Annotated in this window: 25 protein-coding genes and 1 tRNA gene; 17 read left to right on the top strand and 9 right to left on the bottom strand. The window is 38.6% G+C overall.

The window, feature by feature from the left end; all coding sequences use genetic code 11:
- The first annotated feature begins 127 nt into the window (after positions 1-127).
- The 6 genes from ilvY (at position 128) to CXF64_RS02630 (ending at position 5,818) form a co-directional block, all read left to right on the top strand.
- The gene (ilvY, locus tag CXF64_RS02655) at positions 128-1,033 is read left to right on the top strand and encodes an HTH-type transcriptional activator IlvY (RefSeq protein ID WP_101216207.1); all 906 of its coding nucleotides are present in this window, start codon (positions 128-130) and stop codon (positions 1,031-1,033) included.
- A gap of 116 nt (positions 1,034-1,149) precedes the next feature.
- Complete coding sequence (locus CXF64_RS02650; protein WP_024589919.1) at positions 1,150-2,196, top strand: GGDEF domain-containing protein; 1,047 nt, start codon at positions 1,150-1,152, stop codon at positions 2,194-2,196.
- Between the two features lie 447 nt (positions 2,197-2,643).
- Positions 2,644-3,456 carry a MipA/OmpV family protein gene (locus tag CXF64_RS02645; protein WP_101216206.1) on the top strand — a complete coding sequence of 271 codons (813 nt, stop codon included), beginning with the start codon at positions 2,644-2,646 and terminating at the stop codon, positions 3,454-3,456.
- A gap of 1 nt (position 3,457) precedes the next feature.
- Positions 3,458-3,838 (top strand): DUF3019 domain-containing protein, encoded by a 381-nt coding sequence (locus CXF64_RS02640; RefSeq protein ID WP_198551127.1) that lies wholly within the window; start codon positions 3,458-3,460, stop codon positions 3,836-3,838.
- Positions 3,839-3,852: 14 nt separating this feature from the next.
- A complete protein-coding gene (locus CXF64_RS02635) occupies positions 3,853-4,545 on the top strand; it encodes a response regulator (protein WP_007584133.1) in 693 nt (230 codons plus the stop codon).
- A gap of 25 nt (positions 4,546-4,570) precedes the next feature.
- Positions 4,571-5,818 carry an ATP-binding protein gene (locus tag CXF64_RS02630; protein WP_101216205.1) on the top strand — a complete coding sequence of 416 codons (1,248 nt, stop codon included), beginning with the start codon at positions 4,571-4,573 and terminating at the stop codon, positions 5,816-5,818.
- 88 nt (positions 5,819-5,906) lie between these two features.
- Here CXF64_RS02630 and CXF64_RS02625 read toward each other — a convergent pair whose 3' ends face one another.
- Entirely contained in the window at positions 5,907-6,131 is a 225-nt protein-coding gene (locus CXF64_RS02625) for a DUF3820 family protein (protein ID WP_101216204.1), read from the bottom strand.
- A gap of 350 nt (positions 6,132-6,481) precedes the next feature.
- Positions 6,482-8,056 (bottom strand): cation:proton antiporter family protein, encoded by a 1,575-nt coding sequence (locus tag CXF64_RS02620; protein ID WP_007586608.1) that lies wholly within the window; start codon positions 8,054-8,056, stop codon positions 6,482-6,484.
- A 265-nt stretch (positions 8,057-8,321) separates the two neighbouring features.
- Here CXF64_RS02620 and CXF64_RS02615 point away from each other — a divergent pair, with 265 nt between their 5' ends.
- A complete protein-coding gene (locus CXF64_RS02615) occupies positions 8,322-9,065 on the top strand; it encodes a sporulation protein (RefSeq protein WP_007586609.1) in 744 nt (247 codons plus the stop codon).
- 74 nt (positions 9,066-9,139) lie between these two features.
- The gene (locus CXF64_RS02610) at positions 9,140-9,589 is read left to right on the top strand and encodes a GNAT family N-acetyltransferase (RefSeq protein WP_101216203.1); all 450 of its coding nucleotides are present in this window, start codon (positions 9,140-9,142) and stop codon (positions 9,587-9,589) included.
- A gap of 79 nt (positions 9,590-9,668) precedes the next feature.
- Here CXF64_RS02610 and CXF64_RS02605 read toward each other — a convergent pair whose 3' ends face one another.
- The 6 genes from CXF64_RS02605 to CXF64_RS02580 form a co-directional block, all read right to left on the bottom strand.
- Positions 9,669-11,024 carry a sodium-dependent transporter gene (locus CXF64_RS02605; protein WP_101216202.1) on the bottom strand — a complete coding sequence of 452 codons (1,356 nt, stop codon included), beginning with the start codon at positions 11,022-11,024 and terminating at the stop codon, positions 9,669-9,671.
- Positions 11,025-11,228: 204 nt separating this feature from the next.
- Positions 11,229-12,521 (bottom strand): sensor histidine kinase, encoded by a 1,293-nt coding sequence (locus tag CXF64_RS02600; protein ID WP_101216201.1) that lies wholly within the window; start codon positions 12,519-12,521, stop codon positions 11,229-11,231.
- 19 nt (positions 12,522-12,540) lie between these two features.
- On the bottom strand, positions 12,541-13,245 hold the full coding sequence (locus tag CXF64_RS02595) for a response regulator transcription factor (RefSeq protein ID WP_101216200.1): 705 nt from the start codon (positions 13,243-13,245) through the stop codon (positions 12,541-12,543).
- Between the two features lie 25 nt (positions 13,246-13,270).
- The gene (locus CXF64_RS02590; RefSeq protein ID WP_007586617.1) at positions 13,271-13,654 is read right to left on the bottom strand and encodes a DUF3019 domain-containing protein; all 384 of its coding nucleotides are present in this window, start codon (positions 13,652-13,654) and stop codon (positions 13,271-13,273) included.
- Positions 13,644-14,426 (bottom strand): MipA/OmpV family protein, encoded by a 783-nt coding sequence (locus CXF64_RS02585; RefSeq protein WP_010553867.1) that lies wholly within the window; start codon positions 14,424-14,426, stop codon positions 13,644-13,646. The genes CXF64_RS02590 and CXF64_RS02585 overlap by 11 nt, the downstream gene beginning before the upstream one ends.
- 429 nt (positions 14,427-14,855) lie before the next feature.
- Positions 14,856-15,659, bottom strand: coding sequence for a hypothetical protein (locus CXF64_RS02580; protein WP_007586622.1), 804 nt, complete (start codon positions 15,657-15,659; stop codon positions 14,856-14,858).
- A gap of 113 nt (positions 15,660-15,772) precedes the next feature.
- Between CXF64_RS02580 and CXF64_RS02575 the strand changes: the two genes are divergently transcribed.
- Positions 15,773-16,927, top strand: a complete 1,155-nt coding sequence (locus tag CXF64_RS02575; RefSeq protein WP_101216199.1) for a serine hydrolase domain-containing protein — start codon at positions 15,773-15,775, stop codon at positions 16,925-16,927.
- A complete protein-coding gene (locus CXF64_RS02570) occupies positions 16,924-17,427 on the top strand; it encodes a SixA phosphatase family protein (protein ID WP_101216198.1) in 504 nt (167 codons plus the stop codon). The genes CXF64_RS02575 and CXF64_RS02570 overlap by 4 nt, the downstream gene beginning before the upstream one ends.
- A 75-nt stretch (positions 17,428-17,502) precedes the next feature.
- On the opposite strand, the gene yhbY is transcribed toward CXF64_RS02570, so the two are convergent.
- Positions 17,503-17,799 (bottom strand): ribosome assembly RNA-binding protein YhbY, encoded by a 297-nt coding sequence (gene yhbY / locus CXF64_RS02565; RefSeq protein WP_002963153.1) that lies wholly within the window; start codon positions 17,797-17,799, stop codon positions 17,503-17,505.
- A gap of 88 nt (positions 17,800-17,887) precedes the next feature.
- Between yhbY and rlmE the strand changes: the two genes are divergently transcribed.
- From rlmE to CXF64_RS02530, 7 genes are all read left to right on the top strand, one after another.
- Entirely contained in the window at positions 17,888-18,517 is a 630-nt protein-coding gene (gene rlmE, locus CXF64_RS02560; RefSeq protein ID WP_007586629.1) for a 23S rRNA (uridine(2552)-2'-O)-methyltransferase RlmE, read from the top strand.
- A gap of 66 nt (positions 18,518-18,583) precedes the next feature.
- The gene (gene ftsH / locus CXF64_RS02555) at positions 18,584-20,527 is read left to right on the top strand and encodes an ATP-dependent zinc metalloprotease FtsH (RefSeq protein ID WP_032827068.1); all 1,944 of its coding nucleotides are present in this window, start codon (positions 18,584-18,586) and stop codon (positions 20,525-20,527) included.
- A gap of 78 nt (positions 20,528-20,605) precedes the next feature.
- A complete protein-coding gene (folP, locus tag CXF64_RS02550; RefSeq protein ID WP_101216197.1) occupies positions 20,606-21,454 on the top strand; it encodes a dihydropteroate synthase in 849 nt (282 codons plus the stop codon).
- Entirely contained in the window at positions 21,451-22,800 is a 1,350-nt protein-coding gene (glmM, locus tag CXF64_RS02545) for a phosphoglucosamine mutase (protein ID WP_007586638.1), read from the top strand. The genes folP and glmM overlap by 4 nt, the downstream gene beginning before the upstream one ends.
- Before the next feature lie 71 nt (positions 22,801-22,871).
- The gene (tpiA, locus tag CXF64_RS02540; protein ID WP_007586641.1) at positions 22,872-23,621 is read left to right on the top strand and encodes a triose-phosphate isomerase; all 750 of its coding nucleotides are present in this window, start codon (positions 22,872-22,874) and stop codon (positions 23,619-23,621) included.
- A 1-nt stretch (position 23,622) separates the two neighbouring features.
- Positions 23,623-23,976 (top strand): preprotein translocase subunit SecG, encoded by a 354-nt coding sequence (gene secG, locus CXF64_RS02535; protein ID WP_002962769.1) that lies wholly within the window; start codon positions 23,623-23,625, stop codon positions 23,974-23,976.
- Positions 23,977-24,057: 81 nt separating this feature from the next.
- Positions 24,058-24,142 (top strand) — tRNA-Leu (locus CXF64_RS02530).
- Positions 24,143-24,292 lie beyond the last annotated feature (150 nt).

Below are 24,292 nucleotides of genomic sequence, written 5' to 3'. Positions count from 1 at the left end.
TATAAAGTCATGTTTGTTAGATGCGCAAGGTTTATTGCGCTTACAAACACCATATGTAAAATCGTTGCTTGCGTAAAATGATATATTTGAATTAAAGTGTTTCATAATATGAAATACTGGGTTTGGCATGGATCATAAACATTTAAACTACTTTTTAGCACTGGCTAAAACACTTCATTTTGGACGCGCAAGCGAGCTTTGTCATATAAGCGCACCCACTTTGAGCCGCAATATAAAATACTTGGAAGAAGAGGTAGGTGTTGCATTGTTTATCCGCGATAACCGCAGTGTTAAATTAACGCGTGAGGGTGAGTCGTTTATTGATTACGCCACAGCAACGCTTGCTAATTGGCAGCGTTTTAAAACGAATGTGAAAGACCCACAACAACATATTTACGGCAAAGTAAGTATCTATTGCTCGGTTACTGCATCTTATAGTTTTTTACATCAAATATTAGAGCAGCTTCGTGCGCAGCATCAGTATATAGAAATAACATTAAATACAGGCGACCCTGCACTTGCTATAAACCGTGTGTTAGATGGGCATGAATTAATGGCTATTGCAGCTAAGCCAAATAAGTTACCGGCGCAAATTGCTTTTGTAGATATAGGGCATTCTCCACTTTTATTAATTGGACCAAAAATTCAATGCCCGATCACACAAAAACTAACGCAGAATGGTGATGACATTAATTGGTCTGATTTAGAATTTATTGTGCCAGAACAAGGTTTTTCTCGCCAAAGGTTAGAACACTGGTGGCGCAAAAATAATATTCACGGGAAAATTTACGCACAAGTTGCTGGGCACGAAGCAATGGTATCTATGGTGAGCTTAGGATTAGGTGTCGCAATGGTCCCTAAAATAGTGCTAGATAATAGCCCGCTGCAAGATAAAGTACAAATACTAACACCAAAAATGCAAGCGCCTGATGGGTTTGATATTGGTTTGGCAGTATTAAGGAAAGAGTTAAATGACCCTGCAATCAGTGCTTTGTGGAATATTGCGCAAACTTTAGATGCAAAAGCGATTTAATGCGCGCAGAGAATAAGCAAGTTAGTTAAATAGTATGAATATAGGTTGCGTATAAGTTTACTATTACTTAACATTGAGCGCTAATAATAAAAACAATGACGCTTGAGAGTTTATTTATGAACCACGCCGTATCACTTGCTCATTCTGCTCAATGCCTAAAAAAGGCGATTCCTTTGATGGTAAAATACCGAATGCCGGTTACACCCATCAACTATGCAATTTGGTACTGTTATATTCAAGGAAACAAACCTTCATTAAATGCTGAGTTAGACCATGTTATTGCTCTGCAACAAACATGTTCACAAGACAAAGCAAAAGAAATTTTTGATAAACATTTAACGCAAGACGATCTCGTTTTTTTTCAAGAAATGACTGAAAAATTTCATACAACTATGGAGCAAGTTCAGCAAGATATAAGCACAACGCTTGATCACTCTAAAAGCTTTACAACAAGTTTAGTTGATTCACAAAATGAATTAAATATGCTTGTTGATGTAAACTCTTACAATGAGATACTAGGTTGTGTTGAGCGTTTAACCGACGATTCTATTGCAATGCAAGATTATGCTCGGGAGTTTCAGACTAAATTAGCCGTTGCCTACAATGAAATAAAAGATTTAAAAGAAGCACTCAATATTTCAAAGGAAGCAGCCGATACCGACACGCTTACGGGTTTTTATAATCGAGGTAAGTTTGATTCTGATATTGTAAACTTTTGCCTCGAATACTCAGAGCAAGCGCAAGAAGACTCTCTTGCCGTACTCATTATGTTTGATATTGATCATTTTAAGCGCTTTAACGATGATTTTGGCCATCAAAAGGGTGATGAAGTGCTTAGGCTAGTTGCTAAAAAAGTGAGAGAAAATACAACTGAAGCTGCAAATGTGTATAGATATGGTGGCGAGGAGTTTTGTATAACAGCCTACTTTGACACTATTAACGATATAATAGCATTTGCAGATTGTATTCGTTTAGCAATAGCAAAATTGGCGATTCGTAAAAAGCATGATGCAACTGCAAAACGTGCTATTTCAGCAAGTTTTGGCTTAGCAATTTTACGACCATTTACAAATAGTTCTGTTTTAGTTGAGCGTGCAGATAGAGCCTTATACATTGCCAAAACACATGGACGAAATCGTATAGAAATAGCCCCTGATATTTAATAAGTACCAGAGGTTTTTGATTTATTTGGGTTAAAGCCGCTCAATTTAGGGCGATTTAATCCAACTTCAGTTTTGGTAAACAAGCAGGTAAAACCCAATAGAGCTGTAGCGAGTTAGCTCTTAGTAATTTTTTATTTGAATAATTGCATTTGCTACGTAGTGCCTCATTTTCAAAGTATCTTAAAGTACTATTAGTCAAAAACTACACAAGCAACTCAAAGTACAATCCTTAGACACAACTACCTTGAAAGATAAATAGTCCGAAAAGCATAAAGTTAACATTTTTGTATACAAATTGTGAATAATTGTAACCAGCTAGAGCTAGTTTAAAAAGACCTTGCTAGTATGGGGAACTCACTTATTTTGATACTTTGATTTACGCTGATGCGGTATGCCTTCTCATTATTAACAGCTCTATGTTTTAGCACTTTGTTTGTTTGCCTTTCGGTGCAAGCAACACAGGCAAGCAAGCATGCTGACGATTATACAGAGCAAGATATAACAACCGATCGTCTGCATTTGAGTTTAAGCGTGGGGGCTGGAGTTATAACCAACCCTTTGCATGGTGGAGATAATATTCCGCTCGTGCTTATTCCTCAAGTTGCGTTTTATGCAGAGCAATGGTTTTTTGATAATGGCCGTCTTGGTTATTCATTTTTGCAAACCCCTAAGCATCACTTTAATCTAGTTGGTGAACTCAACTCTGAGTCTCGCTTTTTTATAGACTGGCACCCTAAAAATGTATTTACACTACAAAGCAGTGCTCTCAACAATCAGTTCGTAATGCAAGATGAAGCCTCGTCCTCTCGCTATGTTGATATTGATAATTTACATAAACGGCAAATTGCACTGGATGCGGGTATTGCATATCACTATGTAAATGAAGACCATGTTTTTTCGGTTCAGGCTCTGCATGATATAACCGATGTTTATCGAGGTGTACGCGCAGCATTACAGTGGCAGTATCATACTGTGCTAGGAAAGCTCAAAATAAAGCCAACACTTGGAATAAACTATAAATCTGCGGAACTAAATAGCTATTTTTATGGACTTAATGAGGGTGAAACTCAATTTGGCAAAATAGACGTTGGTAGTAGTTGGCAACCTTATGCTAAAATCGATGCCCGTTGGCCTCTGAGTAAGGCTGACTCTCTTCGTTTTCATGTAGCATATTACGACTATTCGGCTATGGATGGCAGTCCGCTCTTCGAACGTACTTATTCAATGACTGCATTTATAGGATTCGATCGTACTTTTTAATATGAAGTATTTAATATTAGTTGTCTTTATTACCACTTTTTTTAGTGGTTTTAGTGTGGCACAAACCCCTTTTTTTAGCGTTTCTCCAAAAGTCTGCGTTGTCTCTGAACAGCAGGTTTTTTGCGATCTTGATTTACAATTTAAATGGCAATTAAACACCTACAGTGATGTCTGTTTGTATCAGCAAGAGCAACGGCTTCAATGCTGGGAGCAACAACTTTCTGGGCAATTTAATTATAAAGCGCGTGTTCAGGTGGAGACCATATACTCCTTAATCAATCCTCATACGGGTGTGTTAATAGCAAAAACACAGGTTGAAGTACAAAGCGCCCATGCTAAAAAGAATAGGCGTAGGCTTCGCTCTCCGTGGAGCTTTTTTTAATTTAGGAGCAACTAATGCCAAAAATTTTACTTGTTGAAGATGATCTCGGTTTACAACAACTAACAAAAGATTACCTTGAACATAATGGCCTTGAAGTCGAAGTATTAGACCGTGGTGACGAAGTGTTTAATTACTTAGAAAACAATACACCCGATTTAATGATTTTAGACGTTATGCTGCCAGGTAAAGATGGCTTTAGCGTTTGCCGCCAAGTGAGAGATAAATTTACTCTACCAATTTTAATGTTGACTGCTAAAGGTGAAGACTTCGACCAAGTACTTGGTTTAGAGCTTGGCGCTGATGATTATGTAATAAAACCAGCAGAGCCACGTGTATTACTAGCGCGAATTAATGCATTACTGCGTCGTGGACAACCCATGGTAAAATCAAGCGAAGAGCTCCAGTTTGGTGATTTAGTCATTGATAAAACAAGTCGTATTGTAAAACTAAGTGATTCGGAGATTGTATTAACTTCGCACGAGTTTGAGTTACTATGGCTATTAGCGTCAAATGCGGGTGAAGTACTAAGTCGAGAACATGTGCACCAGCATATGATTGGCCGCCAATACGATGGACTTGATAGAACTGTGGATGTACGCGTATCACGAATTCGTAAAAAATTAGGCGACAACAGCGATAAGCCGTATCGTATAAAAACTGTATGGGGACAAGGCTACTTATTTGTTTCTGATGCATGGGATCTTTAGAACTATTTAAGGTTAGTCGGCTTTAATGGGAAAACTGTTTACCAGCTTATATTTATATATCATCGTTTCTTTGTTTGTAGTAAGCGGTGTTATAGAGCAATTGTGGCCTTACGAAGAGTCGCAACAACAGGTCTTCTTAGATGATGAGTTTGGGCAATCACTCTGGTTGCTCTCACAAACTCCAAATGGTCTTAAAAAATTAAAGCACAACTTTGAAAGTAAAGTGATTGAACGACGTGATTTAATACTCCCTCAAAAACAACAATCGCAGCTCAACCAAAACCACTACTTATACTTATACGATAAGCAACAACGCATTGTTTGGTATGTAGATCTCGGTAATGATTCATTACTTCAAGTAGGACCGGTAGGTGTATTAACGCAGGAATCATCTTCTGTTTGGCCGTATTTATTACTACTTATTATTGTAGGTATACCTGTTGGGCTGTGGAGCTTTTTACTATGGCGCGACTTTGCAAAGCTACGTAAAGCGTGTGAAGCGGTAGAGGGTTTGCAAGACTTTCAACTAAATGACTCTTCTAAGTCTTTCTTTTTACCTATTACTGATACATTAAAGGTAATGCAGCAACGTATTGAGTTTTTACTTAGTGCGCAGCAAGAACTTACCTCATCGGTGTCGCATGAGTTTAGAACACCACTAGCACGTTTAAAGTTTGCAATTGTAATGCTGCAAGAACAAATGCTTGACGAAAAAGGTGAGAAGTACTTAACAAACATGCAAACAGACATTAGCGAGCTTGAGTCACTAGTTTCTGAAATGCTTGAATACGCGCGATTAGACTCTCAACAACCTAGTTTACAGCCAATAAACTGTGACTTAGCTGGGCTGGTAAAAACAACTGTTGAAAAGCTAAACTTTGAAGCCCGAACAACGCTCTCCGTAAACCTCCCTGAGCATTTAAATTATTACTGTGATAGTCACTTTATGGCGCGAGTATTTCAAAATTTAATTGGCAATGCGCTCAAATACACCCATAAACAAGTCAAAATTTCATTGCTACAAGAGACAAAACACATCGTATTGATTGTTGAAGATGATGGGGAGGGGATAGCTCCCGCTGAGCGAGAAAATGTATTTAAACCTTTTACTCGACTAGATAAAAGTAGAGGCAAGGATACCGGTGGTTTTGGTTTAGGGCTCGCTATAGTTGCTAAAATTGTGTCGTGGCACCAAGGAGAGTGTAAAGCAGAAAGCTCAAGTTTAGGTGGTGCTAAATTTATTGTATATTTACCCCTCAAATTTAAGACATAAAAAAAGCGCCTAAAGGCGCTTTTTTTGCGGTTAAAAACCAAAATCAACAAGTAGCAATATAATAGACCGCAGGTGCTTAAAAAAGTTCTCAACTATTTTTATTTTTTTCAAGTAATGGCATTAACATTTGCTCAAGGCCATTTAGTTTTACCTCATACATCATCGCAAGTTGACTACCTAGTTTTGAGTCAGGAAACCCTTGCTGATTAAACCAGACTAAATAAGGCTCTGGGAGTAACAACAATGGCCGTCCTGCATATTTTCCAAACGGCATTGTAGTATTTATCGCTATTTTTAGTTGTTTTGGATCCATAAAAACTACTTATGTATTTAAAGTATGCGTAAGTGTAAGGGATTTTAGAGATATAAAATAGGCTGTGACGGGCAAGAAACAGCCTATTTTGCGAGGGAGTAGGCCCTCTGATTTAATAATTTTATGTTGATTGATATAAACCTAGTTGAACTTTAATTAGCTGGGATCTAATTAAGTTATTATTAGAACATGGGTTCTTATTTAACCAACACAGTTAGTCTACCTGTTTTTCATTGTTGTGGTGAATTGGCTTGTAAAGGAATGTAAATAGAATTGCTTTTTATTTAAAAACTAATAACAAAGCCTTAATGGATTAAGGCCTTGTTATTTATAGACGTTATAAAAAGTAATTATTCGTTAAATAGCTCTTGTTTAACGTGCTCTGCAAAACCACTACCGGCTTCTAGGTAAAAGTTATAAGTAGAATGAACACCCATTTCTTCTAGTTCTTTTTGTTGATCAGGGTAGTTTGCAATAGCTGTTACTTGGCCTTTATAACCGGAGGCTTGTAGTTGCTCTAAGGCAAAAATATTTTGCATGTGTTTTGGCATTGCAAGCATAACCATTTCTACTTGCGAGTGATTTACTCGTTGCCAAAAGTCAGGGTCGGTTGCATCAGCAATTAAGACGTTGCGGCCTCTGTTTACGTGCTTATCTACCACCTCAGGTTTTATATCTATACCTGCAACAACATTTGGGTGAGTTGCGTTAATAGTCTCATAAGCACCAGTACCAATCCGTCCCATACCAAAAATGACTATTCTAGTATCGTTAAGGTTAACAGGTAGCTCTTCAGCTAAACGAGTTTTGCTTTCGAACTTTAATAACCAGTGCTCAATTTTGACGTACAACTCGTTTGAACGTTTATTTAATGGGGAGGCAATTATAAAGGTAATAGAAACAGCAATTGCCATTACAGCTAGCCATTCAGAGGTGATCATGCCTGTAGTTGCAGCCACTGCACATACAATTAAACCAAACTCACTGTAGTTAGATAAGCTAAAAGCAGTAAGTAATGATGTACGCGCGCGTAGTTTAAATATATTAGTGAACACATAATAAAGCGCTATTTTAACGGGTAATACTAAAATAAGTATAATAGCAACAATCAAGGAGTTAGTGGTTAGCTCTGCGCTCAAACCAATACTTAAGAAGAAGCCAACTAGCAATATGTCCTTTAAATTAAGCAGGGATTTTGATAGCTCGCCTGCCTTTTTGTGAGGGGCAAACATCATTCCTATTATTAATGCACCTAAATCGCCTTTTAGGCCTGCAAATTCAAATGCATGATAACCAGCAACTAGAGCAAAGAAAAAACCAAACAATGGTAATAGTTCACCATGTTTAGATCGGTTCAACACGCCATACATTACAGGTCGTAATAAAGGCAAAGCAATTATTAGTGCAATTGCCCATAAATTTGGGACTTTACCGGTACTAATAGCTAAAAAGATAACAGCAAAGATATCTTGCATTACTAATATACCAATGGCTATTTTGCCGTGTAGGCTTGCCATTTCTCCGCGCTCTTCAAGTACTTTTACTGCAAATACGGTACTTGAAAAGCTAAGCGCAAACCCAACTAATAAAGCACTTTGCCAACTTAAATCAACAAATAGTGGAATAGCGAATACGCCAAGTAACAGCATAAAACCACTAAATAACGCACTGCTAAAAATGATATGCAATGTTGCAGGTGCCCAAACTTGAGGTTTAATTAAACTGTTAACTTTAAGTTTCAAGCCAATACTAAAAAGAAGAAGGGTTACGCCAAGTGCTGCAATTGTATCGAGCAACTCTGTACTTTTATATCCCGATAAATTTAAAGCAAAGCCTGCTAATAAAAATCCAATAAGAGGAGGTAGTTTTAATTGATAAACGGCAAAACCACAAACAAACGCGGCAGCAAAATAGATTAGTTCCATAATTCTTAATATCACTTCATTTGGTGTTGCAGTGTAACGAAAAATTTATGCCATTGAAAATATAATAGACCTAAAAATGAACGCGTCTAATCAATTACTTGCCTTGCTGCGTATGAAAAATGCGCATTAAACACTTATTTAATCGTAAATAGTATGTAAATAACATTTTTTCACTGACATTAGCTTTTAAATATGGTTAAGATGCGATAACGAAGAAGTTTAAGCCAGAGCAAATAATAGAGCAGCTCAGCTTAAGGAGAGAGATATGTTTAAAAAGATTTTAGCGTCGGTAGGTATTGGTGCTGCAAAAGTAGACACTATTTTAGAAACTGAACACCTACAACCAGGTCAACTTTTTAACGCACAAATAGTTATCACAGCAGGGGATGTTAGCCAAGATATCGCAGGCTTAGATTTATTATTAATGACTCGTGTTAAAGTTGCGGGTGATGATGGCGATTATTTTACTAATCATGTAATTGAGCAATGGCGAATTACAGATATTGGTACAATTGAGCCAGGCGAAGTTAAAAACATCCCTTTTGAAGCACGTCTTCATTCTGAAACACCTATTACAGAAATTAATGCAGGTTATAATCAATCACATGTATGGCTAGAAACAGGCCTAGATATAGACTTAGCACTTGACCCAACAGATAAAGATCATTTACACATTTACCCTAATGAAGCGGTTAAAACGTGTATGCAAGCGATGGAAAAGTTAGGTTTTAGTTTAATGAAAGCTGACGTAGAAAAAGGCCACTTACGGGCTTCAACTTTTCAGTCATTATCTGGGTGTTACCAAGAACTTGAGTATAAACCTAATAGCCGCAGCTTATTTGGCATTCAGGAAATTGAATTATCGTTTGTACCAGAGGCACATAAAACACATGTGCTTATAGAGCTAGACAGAGCCTTTAAAGGCGATGGTTATGTAGATTTGACCATAGAGCACGATCATGTGAATCTATCGCAGTTGTGTGATCAGCTAGAGCGCTTATTTACTTAGTATAAGCTAACTAAGCTAGCGAGTGATTTTAATAAACCCAGCCTAAGCTGGGTTTTTTGCTTATAGGATTTAATATGCAGTTTAAATGTGAGCAGTTTGACGCTTTTGATACACAGACTCTTTTTACTATTATGCGTGGGCGGGTTGATGTGTTTGTTGTAGAACAAAAATGTCCTTACCCTGAACTTGATGATGTAGATATTGCTTTAAATACACAGCATTTATATACATTGGATAATGGGCAACTACAAACTTATGCGCGTTGTTATGACAAAAGTGAGCAATACAGCGCAATAGGTCGCGTGCTAGTGAGTGAAGGAGCGCGTGGTAATGGGTATGCTACTTTACTTATTACTAAAGCTATAGACTGCTGCAAAGCACAATGGCCTGAGCGAGATATTTATATAGGTGCACAAACTTACTTGCTTGATTTTTACCGCTCTTTTGGCTTTGAGGACTATAAAAGTGAATATTTAGAAGACGGTATACCTCATCAAGATATGATTTTAAAACTCACTAAATAAATCCAATTTAAGCAGCTATAAAAAAGCCCACTAATGTGGGCTATTTTAATTTAAGACTATTTTAAGGTTAAGGTATTATTTAGCTCAAGAGTGAGTGTAAAAATACCATACCAATAGCAAGTGGACACACAAACTTGGTATACCAAGGCCATACTTTCCAAAACAATGTGTTATGGACCTCAGGATTACCTTCTTTAATTGCTTTAAGTAATGAGCTTCTGTACCAAATCCAGCCTACAAATATACAACACATCAGGCCAAGCAAAGGTTGAGCTACTTTTGTAGTTAAAGTAATCACTAAGCCAAATAAGCTGCTAAGGTTACACACAATTATAATGCTAACGATAGCAATTAAAGCTCCAATCAACCAGGTTGCCTGAACGCGTTTCATCCCAAAGCGTTCTACAGTGTATGATACTGGTGCCTCTAACATTGAAATAGATGACGTTAAAGCGGCAATACTCATTAACGCAAAAAATGAAAAGCCCACAAATAAGCCAACTTCGCCCATTCCATCAAATAAAGCAGGGAGTACTTGAAACACTAACGTATCTTCAGAGAGTAATTTACCTGTTGAGGCCGAGAATATTTCAACGCCTTGAGCTTGCGCTACATACATAGCCGGAATAATCAGTAAACCCGCTACAAAGGCTATAAATACATCAATAAGGGTTACATAGGCACCTAAAGAAACAAGATTTTCTTTTTTGCTAATGTACGAGCCGTAAATAATCATTACGCTAGTACCTAGCGATAAAGAGAAAAAAGCTTGTCCTAGTGCGCTAACTAATAGTTTTGCGTCAAAAATAGACGAAAAATCAGGAACTAAGTAAGCCTTTAAACCTTCCATTGCGCCATCTTGGGTCATTACATAAGCAATAAGTGCAAATAAAATCCCCAAAAGAGCGGGCATTAAACGTTTTGACCATTTTTCAATACCGTTCTCAACGCCTCTACTGATAATAGCGACAGTTAGTACGATAAAGACGAGAGTGAATATAACGTTTCGGGTAAGTGATTGCTCACTTAGCCATGTCGATGCTGTGTCGGCACCGACAAGAGTAGCTATGGGTTCAGCTGTAGCGCTGAGCATCCAACCAGCAACAATGGCGTAAAAACTTAATATAAAGCCAGCACATAAAATACCGCCAAAACCAACAATAAAGGCAAAGTGTTTTTGCCATGGCTTATTAGATATTTTTTGAAGTGATGAAACCGCGTTTGCTTGGCCATGACGACCAATCATAAGTTCAGCCATTAAAGCGGGGTAGGCTAAAAAGAACGCAAGCACTAAATATGCGACTAAAAATGCAGCACCGCCATTACTTGCTGTTTGTGTAGGGAATCCCCAAATATTGCCCAAACCAACGGCAGAACCCGCGGCGGCCATAATAAAACCAAAGCGAGAGCTGAACTCGCCTCTAACTGCGCTCATATTATTGTACTTCTCTATTGTGTGACGGCGGTGACAATCTACTGGAAATGTTAAAAAATAAAAAGTGCTTATTTGCTGATCTAGCACAATTTAATAAGTAAAGTGTGTGTTATAACCATCGATTTTAATTGTTGTTATCGAGTCGTTTAAAATAACGAGTTGATTTTGTTTAATAATTGTTAATTACAGTCTGTAACTATTGCTTTACGAATTATGATGCTGTGCAATAGTGAAAGTAAAACACGCACCACCTAGCTGGGTACTTTTACTTACTTTAACACTGCCATGATGCCAGTCGGCTACTTTTTCAACAATAGCTAGACCAAGGCCGTAACTTTTATCAGCTCTGTTACGGTGATCTTCTTCCCTAAAAAATGGGCTAAATACATTACTAAAATTTTCTCGAGCGATACCCGGGCCGTCATCTTCTACCGTTATTATAAGCTGTTGCTCGTGTAACTTTGCGCTTAAGTAAATATGTTGGCTTGCAAAATCACATGCGTTAGTTAATAAATTAGTAATTGCGCGAGCAAGCCAGTGAAGATCTGCATTTATTATTTTATCGGTACTATTGAGCTGTACGTTGAGCATTTGCATTTCAAGCTTAGGTGCAAGTTGCACTAAAATATCTTCAAGGTAGGACTTAATGTTTGTTGATGAATAGGTCAGCTTATTAGCATTTTGCTCTAAAGTAGCAAATGCTAAATAGCTACTAAGCATCGATTCCATATGGTCTAAATCATTTTCCATACGGGTTAAATACTGTTTTACTTTTTGCTCATCATGGCTATCTAATGCCGCATCTAAACCAAATCGCAGGCACGCGATAGGGGTGCGTATATCATGAGATAAACTTGAGGCCATTAGCTTGTTCTCGGCGACAAGCTTCTCTATTTGGCTGGCCATGCGGTTAAAGGTAAGCTCTACGTCTTTTATGTAAGTAAAATGCGATACTTTTATTCGGGCTTGAACATTACCAGAGGCAAACTTTTTAGCGGCTTCATTTAACACGGTTAATCGTTTAGCTAAGGGCGCAATAATAAACCCCATAAATACACATAGGCCTGCGTAAAAGAGTAAGGTTAATATAATGTCGTTATGTTGCTCGCTATCAAAAATTTTATCTAAACGCATTGATAAGTGAAAAGGATTTAAAACAGCGCTGCTATAAAGCATATAAAAGCCTTGCTGATCTTCTAAAATCAGCCCACCCGGCGTGTGCATTTGTAATAATAAAGAAGGCGGTAAAGCAAGTGATTCATTAGGTTTGTAATCAATTAAAACATCAAACTCTAGCGCCAGTTGTTTTACATAATCGCTGCGCTCAGATGTGGGTATGTTAGCTAACTGCTTGCTAAAACCCATGATCATTTTACTTTGCTGACTAAATTCATCCTGTGGGGTATGCGCTTGTTGACTAAAAGCATCAATAAGCCAGCCCAATACCACAATAGATAAAAGTGCACTGCCTAGAAGCGATATATAAAACTTTTTCATTTATTTATTCATCACTTTATCACCACGCAGTAGAAACAAGTAAATATCCACGGCCCCAAATAGTTTTAATTTTTTCAGGGTTTTGTGGATCATCATTAAACTTTTTACGAAGTGCAGAAATAAGTACATCAACACTTCTATCAAGCCCATCGTATTCTCTGCCTTTGGTTGCTTTAAATACAGCGTCACGCGAGACCACTTGGCCTGCATTGCTCGCAAGGTAATGAAGCAGTAAATACTCAGCACTTGATATGTTTACGTCTTGCTTGTTGAGTTTTACATTTCTAGATTCGGTATCAATACTAAGCGCACCAACATTAATAACACTCTCGTTAACGTGTGGGGTATTTGGCTCATTATTTTGGCGAAGGGCTGCTTTTATACGCGCTAGCAATGCACGAGGGCGTACAGGTTTCATTATGTAGTCGCTTGCACCTACTTCTAGACCAATGACCTCATCCATTTCTTCATCGCGTGCGGTGAGCATTATAATGGGCGAATTATAAAAACTACGAAGTTCTCTACACACGCTTATACCATCTTGCCCTGGAAGCATAATATCAAGGAGCACGATATTTGGATTTAACGTTTTGACTTGGCTAATTACTTCGTCACCTCTGTGACAAACATGCGTTGTGTAGCCTTGCTCTGTTAAATATTCAGCAACCCATTGAGCAAGTGATACATCGTCTTCAACGAGTAAAATAGTGCCATAGTTATCCATGAAAATATCCTTAATGCGATTGGTATTAAAATAGTCGCCAACGGCGCTTTTTTTGCCTGTTTTGATATACCCATTGAAGCTTTACTTCGGCAATACTAATTATTTTAGAGGTATTGCTGTCAAATAGTTCAAATGAAATACTTTGCTGTGAATCAAATGCATAATTAAAGGTACCGCTCTGTTGCTTGAGCCAACATTGCATTATGTACTTTGAGGTGGCGTCACGTAGGCAGTAATTACCAATGATAGGTTGCTCCCACGTTAGCGTTACGTCAGCATAGCAATTTCGCCCTTCGCGCAATGCAACGCAGGTGTCGGGAACTGCTATAAGTGCTTCAGGAGGTTCCTGAGCTTTAACAGTAAAAGTACTGGGGAAGATCAGTAATACACAGATCCATCTAAAATACATAACGTAGGCCTACCTTGGCTTTGTGTTGATATCCTTGGGAAATAATTGGACTGTCGTCAATCTCTTTTGAAAACCATGTGGTAAGCCAGCCGGATAAAAACACCCAATCTTGGCTTATTGGGTACTCAGCATGGAACTCAAAAATAATACTAGTACTGGCATTGCTGCTATAAATCGGGCGAAGGCTGGTGGCTTCATCGCTATCAATGCCAAAGTAATAATTGGTAAAGTCAGCAGAGTAGGCGCTTAAACCAACACCAGATCTAAACTCCCAGTTTCGCCACGGCAAAATGTGACTAAAAAAGCTATTTATAACCCAGCCATTGTGCGCGCCAGATACATCATGAAGGTATTCAAAAGAGAATTGAGAATTTTCAAATCGACGAGAAAGTCGAAGGCCCACGTCAAAGTCGTAATTACGTTTTTTTATACCTTGGAGTTCTTTTATAACACCATGGTTATAAAATCCGAGGCCTTTTTCGTCAAATCCAGCTTGAGTATTTGTGCCTAATATATCTAGGCCCCAATCAAATTTATCTATAAGACTGTAGCCTATTACAAGGCCGCCACTGAGTTGATTGTGATCGAAATCAAGATAAAATTTATCGTAGGAAACAGCAAGACTTAAGTCGAGCTCAACGCCTTTATCGTAAGACTCAATGCCGACAAGGTAAGAATCTTCAATATAAAAGCCCGCACCAGCACTCCAATCCCACGCAAAGCCTTGGGTTGGCTCTAACGTATTATCTGCATAATAGCGGTTACTTGCCATACTCGACGTGCTAAAAATGCAGCAAAAAAGCAGTGTTATGCTCAGTAAAGTATGGTTAAGCAAAGCGTTTCTCATCCCTTAGGGCCTAATTATTATTTGTTATTAAGCGTAGTATATTGTTAATTCGTTCCTTTAATCTGTAAAAAAATGTAGTAAGTGTTAGGTCTGTTGATCTTTCAAGGTTAAATTTGCAGCAGTCTGTTTGGTATTTAGGTAAGGCAGAGCCTATGCAGTGTGGCTATTCCCCATAAATGGGCGATAACGTAGCATTAATGCCAAACAGGCGCTGCCCAAAGGATTCTTCCTAGGGGCTATTTACTCTTTGTTGCTCGGTTTTGACTTAGCCCACTAGGTTACAAATCTCGCGCCGCGATTAAATAGCCCCTAGTTTGAACAAACTTTAATCCGTAAAGATCAACAGACCCTAATTTACTGAACTTTAATTTTATCGATTAATATACTACTCAAGTAAAACTGCATCATAGGTGTTAATGCACTTACTTCTGTTCTATTACATGGACCGCTAAGTTTGGTAAGGCTAGATAGTTTTGACAACGTTTTGTACTGAGGGATTTGAATATCTTTGCCAAGTCTTTCAATACGGGCCTCGTCAGTGTTTTGCTGATGAATAAAAGCGACAACCTCAAGCTCATTTGTTATTTTTTGCTCTTCGGTGAAATTGTAAATTAGTGGTTCACGATGAAAACTTGCACTGTCGATTGAAGATTTAGCAAACCAAACAACATCACCCGATGACTTGTGCGTGAGACGCATACTAACTTGTGCAAATATTGCAGCGCACTGTTGTGTTGGGTATTGCTGGGCAACATTTGAATATAAAGTAAATGGCTTCTCTGGTTGCTTTATTGCGTACTTAGTATCGTCTGTGAAAGTTAAATCGAGTTGCTGAATAGTCAGTGTGTAGTCACTGTTATTTTTAGTTGTTACTTTTAGTTGTTTATCGTTCAGTGCTTGGCTAATTTGCGATAGAAGTTTATCGGTTACGCTTGCCTTATCGGTAATGATTTTTACTGTTTGGTTTCTAACTACTTTATGTGCAGGAAGTTGAACCGATTTAACTTTTGGAGATGAGTGCTCTGTAGTGTACTCAAGTTGATAGGTCTGACTTTTTAATGTTGGCTTTAATGGCATAGCCAGTGGTTCGGCTGGTTGCTTTGTAATAGCACAACCAGTTGATAATAAAATAAAAAGTGACACAACTAAAAAACGCATAAGTACTAAACACTCGCTTAAAACCAAATAATCGTCGTATTGTACGTTAGTACAAACAAAACTTCATGATATTATCTGCGCAGATGTAGTTAAAAAGATAAATTTTATAAAAAATGAAGTATCTCAACTCTTTATCGTATTGCCTATCTGCTTTGTGTTTGCTGTTTAGTTCTGTGGGTTTTGCAGCAAAAGCGGATCCTGATTGGGATGCATTTGTAAAAAAGTACGGCCGTTACGCACAAAAAAAATTAAAAAATAAAGGTATACCTGGTGCAGCGCTTTCGATTGTAAATATAAACAACTCAGACTACATCCACACCATGGGCGTAACTAAATCACGAAATGGACAAAAAGTTAATAAACATACTCGCTTCAGGCTGGCATCTGTTTCTAAAACATTTGCAGGGTCGTTGTCGGCCAAGTTAGCTGCTAATGGCCTACTTGAATTAGATAAGCCTGTTAGTGATTATTTAACCGACTTTAAAGGGTCTGTTTATCAAGATGATTTAAAGGTGTTTCACCTTTTAAGTCACTCAAGTGGATTAGTTCCAAACGCGTACGATAACTTAATCGAATCGCGTATGGATTACCCCGATATTGTACAAAAGCTCCTAAGCGTTAAACCAATTTGCAAGCCAGGTGAATGTTATGGCTATCAAAACGTCATGTTTAGCCTTATTGATGATGTGATATTACAAAGCACTCATAAAAATTATGCGCAGTGGCTTAAAGAGGCTATTTTTGATCCTTTAAAAATGAGCGATGCGAGCTTAGGTTTTGAACAAATGGTGCATGACAAGAATTATGCACTACCTCATGTACGAGGTAAAAAACGTTGGTATACCGCTAAGCTTAAAAAAAATTATTATAAAGTAGGGCCTGCTGCAGGTGTAAATGCAAGTGCTAGCGATATGGCTATTTGGTTAAAAGCACAATTAGGGCAGTATCTCGATGTTTTATCGTTAGATGTACTTGCAAAACAAACACGCCCTTATACACATACAAAAAAAGAAATGCATCGCAGGGTGTGGAAAAAACACCTTAATGAAGCTTATTACGGATTAGGTTGGCGCGTTTATAACTACGCTGATGAAACGCTTTACTATCATAGTGGCTGGGTGCAAGGGTATAGAAGTGATGTGGTTGTATTTCCTCACTTAAATGTTGGTTTTAGCTTAATAATTAATGCTGAAACCGGCGTAATCAATGAACTAACGACTGAATTTATCGACAGGCTACTAGAATACAAACGAGGTAAAAAAATATGAATAATAAAATAATATTAGCAATCACTTTTTTAGTCATGTCATTTAATTGTAGTTTGGCATTTGCTGCACCTGATGAGATATATTTGTTTCGTCATAGCGAAAAGTTAACGGGTAAAAACCCAGCGCTCTCAGAGGAGGGGAAAGCACGCGCCAATAATTTAGTTACTTTGTTTAAAGAACATCAAAGTATACATATTTTCAGCAGCAACTATAAACGCACGTTACAAACAGCGTCCCCTTTGCAGGCATATTTTAATACCGACATAAATGTGTATAACGCAGGTGAGCTAAGTGATTTAAAAAATGAGTTACTAAAACTAAAAGGTGTAGTTGTTGTTATTGGGCACAGTAATACAACACCGCAACTAGCCGAGCTACTTTCGAATGAAAAAGTGCCAGCAATGAGTGAAACACAATTTACTCAGTACTTTATATTGAATAAGAAGCCTAGTAGTAATGGCAGTGAATATGATGTAACCCATCATAAAATGAGCTTTTAATTTAAGCGTTAAATAATAAAAAACCAGCATTAAGCTGGTTTTTTTAATTTAAACGTACTCAATCCTTTAACAGGATTAATTACGTGGTAAATGTATTTTTTTCTCAACGCTTTGACGATAAAGCACAATAGTGTGACCTATCGTTTGTAGCTTAGTCGCACCAGTTTCACGTACGATTGCTTCAAAAATTAGTGCTTTTGTTTCACGATCGTCAGTTGGAACTTTAACTTTGATTAATTCGTGAATTTCTAATGCACTTTGAATTTCTACTACTACGCCTTCGGTTAAACCGTTAGAACCTAGTAAAACTACAGGCTTAAGGCTATGTGCCTGACCTTTTAAAAACTGCTTTTGTTTGTTTGATAATGTCATGTTTATACAAATTTTGCTGAATATGGCTTGAATTAAGGGTATTCTAACGCCATCTAGAGAATATTACTAATTAGTTGCGTGTTAATTTATGACAAATAAAAAACAGTCAGCCAGTTCACAGCGATGGCTGAAAGAACATTTTGATGATAAATATGTTCAAGAAGCGCAAAAAAAAGGCTGGCGTTCCCGAGCGGTTTTTAAATTAGATGAAGTACAAAATAGAGATAAAATACTTCGTCCAGGTATGACAGTTGTTGATTTAGGGGCGGCTCCAGGAAGTTGGTCTCAATATTTGGCTGAAAAAGTAGGTGACAAAGGCCAAGTGATCGCGTGTGATATATTACCGATGGATTCACTTGCGGGTGTTGACTTCTTACAAGGTGACTTTCGTGAGGAGGCTGTATTAAATGCGTTGTTAAAACGTATTGATGGTAAAAATGTTGATGTGGTACTCTCTGACATGGCACCAAATATGAGTGGTAATAACTCAGTAGATCAAGCGGGTAGTATGTATTTGGTAGAACTTGCGCTGGATATGTGTAGTCAAGTACTAAAGAAAAATGGCGCATTTATTGTTAAAGTTTTCCAAGGAGAAGGCTTTGATCAATACTTGCAAGATGTACGTAATAGTTTTAAAGCAGTGAAAATACGCAAACCTGATGCCTCACGTGCCCGTTCTCGGGAAGTATATATAGTAGCGACTGGATACAAACTGTAGTACAGTTGCTTGGCGTTTAGTTGAATTTAAATTAATTGGATACAAGAGGTTAACCCCTTGAGCGATATGGCGAAAAATTTAATACTATGGCTGGTGATTGCAGTTGTGCTGATGTCAGTCTTTCAGAGCTTTAATGGCGGCGAGCAAGTTGATCGTCAAACAAGTTACACTCAATTTGTAAAAGATGTCCGCAGTGGCTCTTTACAAGAAGTTATTATCGACCGCGGTACAGGAAATATTACTGGTACTAAGAGCAGTGGTGAGCGTTTTCAAACAACGATGCCAATGTACGATGAAGACTTAATAAATGATTTACTTAAAAATGATGTAAATGTGAAGGGTGTACAACCTGAAGAACAATCATTCTTAGCAAGTATATTTATTTCTTGGTTCCCGATGATACTGCTTATAGGTGTATGGATATTCTTCATGCGTCAAATGCAAGGCGGCGGCGGTAAAGGCGCTATGTCATTTGGTAAGAGTAAAGCTCGCTTAATGAGTGAAGATCAAATTAAAACAACGTTTGCTGATGTTGCAGGTTGTGATGAAGCGAAAGAAGATGTTACTGAGCTGGTAGACTTTTTACGAGATCCTTCTAAGTTTCAAAAACTTGGCGGTAGTATTCCTAAAGGTGTACTAATGGTTGGTCCTCCAGGTACCGGTAAAACGTTACTTGCGAAGGCTGTTGCTGGTGAAGCTAAAGTGCCATTTTTTACAATTTCTGGTTCAGATTTTGTTGAAATGTTTGTGGGTGTTGGTGCGTCACGTGTACGTGACATGTTTGAGCAAGCTAAAAAAGCGGCGCCTTGTATTATCTTTATAGATGAGATTGACGCTGTTGGTCGTAAACGTGGTGCTGGTATGGGCGGCGGTAACGATGAACGTGAGCAAACACTTAACCAAATGCTAGTAGAAATGGATGGTTTTGGTGGTAACGAAGGTATTATCGTTATCGCAGCAACTAACCGACCAGATGTATTAGACCCTGCATTACTTCGCCCAGGTCGTTTTGACCGTCAAGTTGAAGTAGGTTTACCTGATATTCGTGGTCGTGAGCAAATACTTAAAGTACACATGCGTAAAGTGCCATTAGGCGATAACGTAGAAGCTGCTCTTATAGCACGTGGTACTCCAGGTTTCTCTGGCGCGGATTTAGCAAACTTAGTAAACGAAGCTGCACTTTATGCAGCGCGTGGTAATAAACGTGTTGTAAGTATGGCTGAATTTGACGCTGCTAAAGATAAAATCATGATGGGCGCAGAGCGCAAGACCATGGTGATGAGCGAGCAAGAAAAAGCAATGACAGCGTACCATGAAGCTGGCCATGCAATTGTTGGTCGTATGGTGCCAGAACATGATCCGGTTTATAAAGTATCTATTATTCCACGTGGCCGTGCGCTGGGTGTAACAATGTACTTGCCTGAACAAGATCGTGTTAGCCATTCAAAAGAGCTTTTAGAATCAATGATTTCTAGCCTTTATGGTGGCCGTATTGCTGAAGCGCTTATTTACGGCGCAGATAAAGTAACAACGGGTGCAAGTAATGACATTGAACGAGCTACAGATATAGCGCGTAAAATGGTTACACATTGGGGTTTAAGTGAAAAACTAGGTCCGTTACTTTACGCTGAAGATCAGAACGAAATGTATATGGGTGGTGGCGGTAGTCGTTCATCTAGCATGTCGGACGACACGGCAAAAGTAATTGATGCAGAGGTTCGATTACTTTCAGATCGTAACTATCAAAGAGCAGAGGAAATATTAAAAGAAAATATTGATATTCTTCACTCAATGAAAGATGCGTTAATGAAATACGAAACTATTGATGCAAAGCAAATTGATGATTTAATGGCACGCCAACCAGTACGTGAACCGCGTGATGCACATGACCGTCATGAAGCTAAACCGGTAAAAGCGGAAGAACCTCAAGAACCAGTTGCTGATGAAAGTCAAAAGACTGATGATTCATCAAAAAAAGATGAAACAAACCTTGATGACAAAGCTGAATAATCGTTAAAATAGTAATGAAAGCCCCGAACTTCGGGGCTTTTTTGTATCAGCTATTTAGAAAAAGAATAAAGGTTGGCAATGACTAACATATTAAAGCTTCCGAGAGGGCGTACGCTTAATCTTGAAAAGCCCGTTATTATGGGAATATTAAATGTAACGCCGGATTCATTTTCTGATGGTGGGCAGTTTTTAGATCCCAAAATAGCGCTAAAACGCGCAATGCAATTATTAGATGACGGTGCGACAATTTTAGATATAGGGGGAGAATCTACTCGCCCAGGCGCGCCAGATGTTAGCTTAGAAGATGAACTTGCTCGAGTAATCCCCGCTATTAAAGCGATACGTCAGCACAGTGATTGCGTTATTTCAATTGATACTAGTAAAGCGCAAGTAATGGAACAAGCAATACTTGCAGGGGCAGATATAGTCAATGATGTTAGAGCTTTGCGAGAAATAGACGCCTTAGAAACGGTTGCGCAGTATGAAGATGTAGCAATTTGTTTAATGCATATGCAAGGGCAGCCCCGGAGCATGCAATCGTCACCTCATTACGATAATTTGTTTGCAGATATAAGTATGTTTTTTAGTGAACGTATTAAAGCATGTGAAACAGCTGGGATTAAGTTTGAACGACTTATTCTAGACCCAGGTTTTGGATTTGGAAAAACGCTTAGTCATAACTATCAAATATTGGCTAAGTTTGATGATTTTAATAAATTAGGTTTGCCATTATTGGCCGGATTATCTCGTAAATCGATGATAGGTAATTTATTAAACAGAAATACAAATGAACGGTTAGCGGGCAGCTTAGCGGGTGCGTTAATCGCAGCGCAAAATGGCGCAAAAATTATTCGTGTACATGACGTAAAAGAAACCGCAGATGTACTTGGTGTATATCAAGCCTGCGAACAAGGAATTTCACAATGAAAGAAAGAAAATATTTTGGCACCGATGGCGTGCGTGGACTTGTAGGCGCTGCTCCAATAAACCCTGAATTTGCAATGAAGCTAGGCTGGGCTGCTGGGCGTGTATTATCGCAAAGTGGTACTAAAAAAGTAATTATTGGTAAAGATACGCGTATTTCGGGCTACATGCTTGAAACCGCACTTGAGGCTGGTTTAATTGCTGCTGGTATTGATGTTGTATTATTGGGTCCTATGCCGACACCGGCCGTTGCTTATTTAGCGCAAACATTTCGTGCTGAGGCAGGTATTGTAATTAGTGCCTCACATAATCCGTATTACGATAACGGTATTAAGTTTTTCAATGGTCAAGGCTTAAAGCTTGATGATGCAGTAGAGCTTGAAATTGAAGCGATGCTTGATGAGCAAATGACATGTGTTGCTTCAGATAAATTAGGCAAAGCATCGCGTTTAGTCAGTGCGGATGGCCGCTATATAGAGTTTTGTAAGAGCCAGTTCCCGCAAGGCCTGTCTTTAGAAGGTCTTAAAATTGTTGTCGATTGCGCAAATGGCGCTACTTATCATATTGCACCTTCTGTTATGCGTGAACTTGGCGCAGAAGTAATAACACATGCGTGTGAGCCTAACGGCGTTAATATCAACCATGAATGTGGCGCTACTCACGTAGATACTCTTAAACGTAAAGTGCTCGAACTTAAAGCCGACGTAGGTATTGCATACGATGGTGATGGTGACCGCGTGATGATGGTTGATCATAATGGCCGTGTTTTTGATGGTGATGATCTGGTTTATATTATTGCTTGCCAAGCAGCTCAAGATGATAATTTGGGTGGTGGTGTAGTTGGTACTGTTATGTCAAACATGGGCCTTGAAAACGCTTTAAAAGCAAAAGGTATCGAGTTTGCTCGCAGTAAAGTAGGGGACCGCTATGTTATGGAATTACTACAGCAAAAAGGCTGGAAAATTGGCGGTGAAAGCTCAGGGCATGTACTAAACCTAGATTTAATTAGTACGGGTGATGGTATTATTTCAAGCTTACAAGTACTTGCTGCAATGGTTGCACAAAATCGCACATTGCAAGACTTAGGCGCTGGTTTTACCAAGTATCCAATGAAGATGATTAACGTGCGTTATACAGCTGGAACTGACCCGACAAAAGCACCAGAAGTGCTTTCAGCTGTAGCAGAAGTAGAGCTTGCTTTAGGCGATAAAGGCCGTGTTTTACTGCGTAAGTCAGGCACTGAACCTGTGGTTCGTGTTATGGTTGAAGCCGAGCAAGAAAAGATTGTAATAGACAGCGCTCAAAAAATTGCAGCTGTTGTAGAATCTATGAGCAAACAAACTGATTAATAACAATAATCTCTTGTAACTTTGGGCGAGAAAAGTTAATATCTCGCCCGCTTTCTAATGTGGAGTGGATAATGGCAATACGCAAGGCGATGGTCGCAGGCAACTGGAAAATGAATGGCTCTTTAGAGTTAGTTAAACAAATGTCTGACGCTATTAACGATGTAAAATCACAAGAGATGGACATTGTTTTATTTCCTCCATTCCCACTTGTACCAGCAATGGTAGCTAGCGGTGTTTCTACAGGAGCTCAAACTGTTTCTGAAAATACACCTGGCGCATTTACTGGTGAAGTTGATGCGCAGCTTATAAAAGATTTAGGTGCAACTTACGTACTCGTTGGTCATTCTGAACGCCGCAGTATTTATAACGAAAGTAATGCAACAGTCGCTGAAAAGTTTGCTAGAGCACAGCAAGTTGGGTTAACACCAATATTATGTGTAGGCGAGAGCGAAAGTGAGCAAGAAAACGGCCAAACCGAACAAGTAGTTGCTGCACAAATTGATGCAGTAATAGAGAAATTAGGTGTAGCAGCACTGAAAGATTCTGTGATAGCATACGAGCCCGTTTGGGCCATAGGCACAGGTAAGACTGCATCGCCAGAGCAGGCACAAACTGTTCATAAATTTATCCGTGACAAAATTGCATCACTTGATAGCAATTTAGCACAAGGGCTTACCATCTTATATGGTGGTAGCGTTAATGAAAAAAATAGCGAATTATTATTTGCACAAACAGATATAGATGGCGGCTTAATTGGCGGCGCAAGTCTAAAAGCAGAATCTTTTACTGCAATCTGTAACAGTGCAAAAGGGACTGTATAAGATGTACGAAATTTTATTAGTAGTTTATTTAGTTGTGGCTTTGGCTCTAGTTGGAATGGTTTTAATTCAACAAGGTAAAGGCGCAGATATGGGTTCTTCATTTGGCGCTGGTGCATCAGGCACAGTTTTTGGTTCGTCAGGTGCAGGTAACTTTATGACAAAAACAACCACAAGCTTAGCAACGGTATTTTTTGTATTAAGCATTGTGTTAGGAAACCTAACTGCTGGTCAAATTAAAAAGACTGACGAATGGGAAAACCTAGAAGCAGCTCCAGCAGTAGAAACAGTAGTTCCTGTTGAAGAAGATGTTCCAGTAACATCTACTAAAGAGCAAAGCTCTGACGTACCAAACTAATTTAGCGTAAAGCTATCGTTAAACGATTTATAGTCCTCAAATAAATCACATGTTTAACAATTAAGCGAAAGCTTAAAAAATGCGGATGTGGTGGAATTGGTAGACACGCCACCTTGAGGGGGTGGTGCTTTAGGGCATGGGGGTTCAAGTCCCCCCATCCGCACCAAATTTAGAAACCAGTAGCAGTGATGTTACTGGTTTTTTTGTATCTGTAATTTATTGTGATTGTTTTTTGGACAGTGTGTGGTTGTTGTTAAATAATCCTTCTATTTGTTAGAAAAAACTAGAAATATTACAAATTTAGCTCACACTTATA

Source organism: Pseudoalteromonas sp. GutCa3 (assembly GCF_002836155.1).
GTDB lineage: Bacteria > Pseudomonadota > Gammaproteobacteria > Enterobacterales > Alteromonadaceae > Pseudoalteromonas > Pseudoalteromonas arctica.
The sequence above is the reverse complement of the archived record's forward strand: the minus strand, read 5'-3'. Positions and strand labels throughout refer to the sequence as shown.

Bases quoted from the DNA above. Each gene is read 5' to 3' on its own strand.
- CXF64_RS02650 (WP_024589919.1), top strand. From the start codon at position 1,150: ATGAACCACGCCGTATCACTTGCTCATTCTGCTCAATGCCTAAAAAAG.
- rlmE (WP_007586629.1), top strand. From the start codon at position 17,888: ATGACAAATAAAAAACAGTCAGCCAGTTCACAGCGATGGCTGAAAGAA.
- CXF64_RS02575 (WP_101216199.1), top strand. From the start codon at position 15,773: ATGAAGTATCTCAACTCTTTATCGTATTGCCTATCTGCTTTGTGTTTG.
- CXF64_RS02600 (WP_101216201.1), bottom strand. From the start codon at position 12,521: ATGAAAAAGTTTTATATATCGCTTCTAGGCAGTGCACTTTTATCTATT.
- CXF64_RS02570 (WP_101216198.1), top strand. From the start codon at position 16,924: ATGAATAATAAAATAATATTAGCAATCACTTTTTTAGTCATGTCATTT.
- CXF64_RS02595 (WP_101216200.1), bottom strand. From the start codon at position 13,245: ATGGATAACTATGGCACTATTTTACTCGTTGAAGACGATGTATCACTT.
- CXF64_RS02635 (WP_007584133.1), top strand. From the start codon at position 3,853: ATGCCAAAAATTTTACTTGTTGAAGATGATCTCGGTTTACAACAACTA.
- ftsH (WP_032827068.1), top strand. From the start codon at position 18,584: ATGGCGAAAAATTTAATACTATGGCTGGTGATTGCAGTTGTGCTGATG.
- CXF64_RS02585 (WP_010553867.1), bottom strand. From the start codon at position 14,426: ATGGCAAGTAACCGCTATTATGCAGATAATACGTTAGAGCCAACCCAA.
- CXF64_RS02630 (WP_101216205.1), top strand. From the start codon at position 4,571: ATGGGAAAACTGTTTACCAGCTTATATTTATATATCATCGTTTCTTTG.
- CXF64_RS02615 (WP_007586609.1), top strand. From the start codon at position 8,322: ATGTTTAAAAAGATTTTAGCGTCGGTAGGTATTGGTGCTGCAAAAGTA.
- ilvY (WP_101216207.1), top strand. From the start codon at position 128: ATGGATCATAAACATTTAAACTACTTTTTAGCACTGGCTAAAACACTT.
- CXF64_RS02580 (WP_007586622.1), bottom strand. From the start codon at position 15,659: ATGCGTTTTTTAGTTGTGTCACTTTTTATTTTATTATCAACTGGTTGT.
- CXF64_RS02620 (WP_007586608.1), bottom strand. From the start codon at position 8,056: ATGGAACTAATCTATTTTGCTGCCGCGTTTGTTTGTGGTTTTGCCGTT.
- secG (WP_002962769.1), top strand. From the start codon at position 23,623: ATGTACGAAATTTTATTAGTAGTTTATTTAGTTGTGGCTTTGGCTCTA.
- CXF64_RS02610 (WP_101216203.1), top strand. From the start codon at position 9,140: ATGCAGTTTAAATGTGAGCAGTTTGACGCTTTTGATACACAGACTCTT.
- CXF64_RS02640 (WP_198551127.1), top strand. From the start codon at position 3,458: ATGAAGTATTTAATATTAGTTGTCTTTATTACCACTTTTTTTAGTGGT.
- CXF64_RS02605 (WP_101216202.1), bottom strand. From the start codon at position 11,024: ATGAGCGCAGTTAGAGGCGAGTTCAGCTCTCGCTTTGGTTTTATTATG.
- folP (WP_101216197.1), top strand. From the start codon at position 20,606: ATGACTAACATATTAAAGCTTCCGAGAGGGCGTACGCTTAATCTTGAA.
- CXF64_RS02590 (WP_007586617.1), bottom strand. From the start codon at position 13,654: ATGTATTTTAGATGGATCTGTGTATTACTGATCTTCCCCAGTACTTTT.
- yhbY (WP_002963153.1), bottom strand. From the start codon at position 17,799: ATGACATTATCAAACAAACAAAAGCAGTTTTTAAAAGGTCAGGCACAT.
- glmM (WP_007586638.1), top strand. From the start codon at position 21,451: ATGAAAGAAAGAAAATATTTTGGCACCGATGGCGTGCGTGGACTTGTA.
- tpiA (WP_007586641.1), top strand. From the start codon at position 22,872: ATGGCAATACGCAAGGCGATGGTCGCAGGCAACTGGAAAATGAATGGC.
- CXF64_RS02625 (WP_101216204.1), bottom strand. From the start codon at position 6,131: ATGGATCCAAAACAACTAAAAATAGCGATAAATACTACAATGCCGTTT.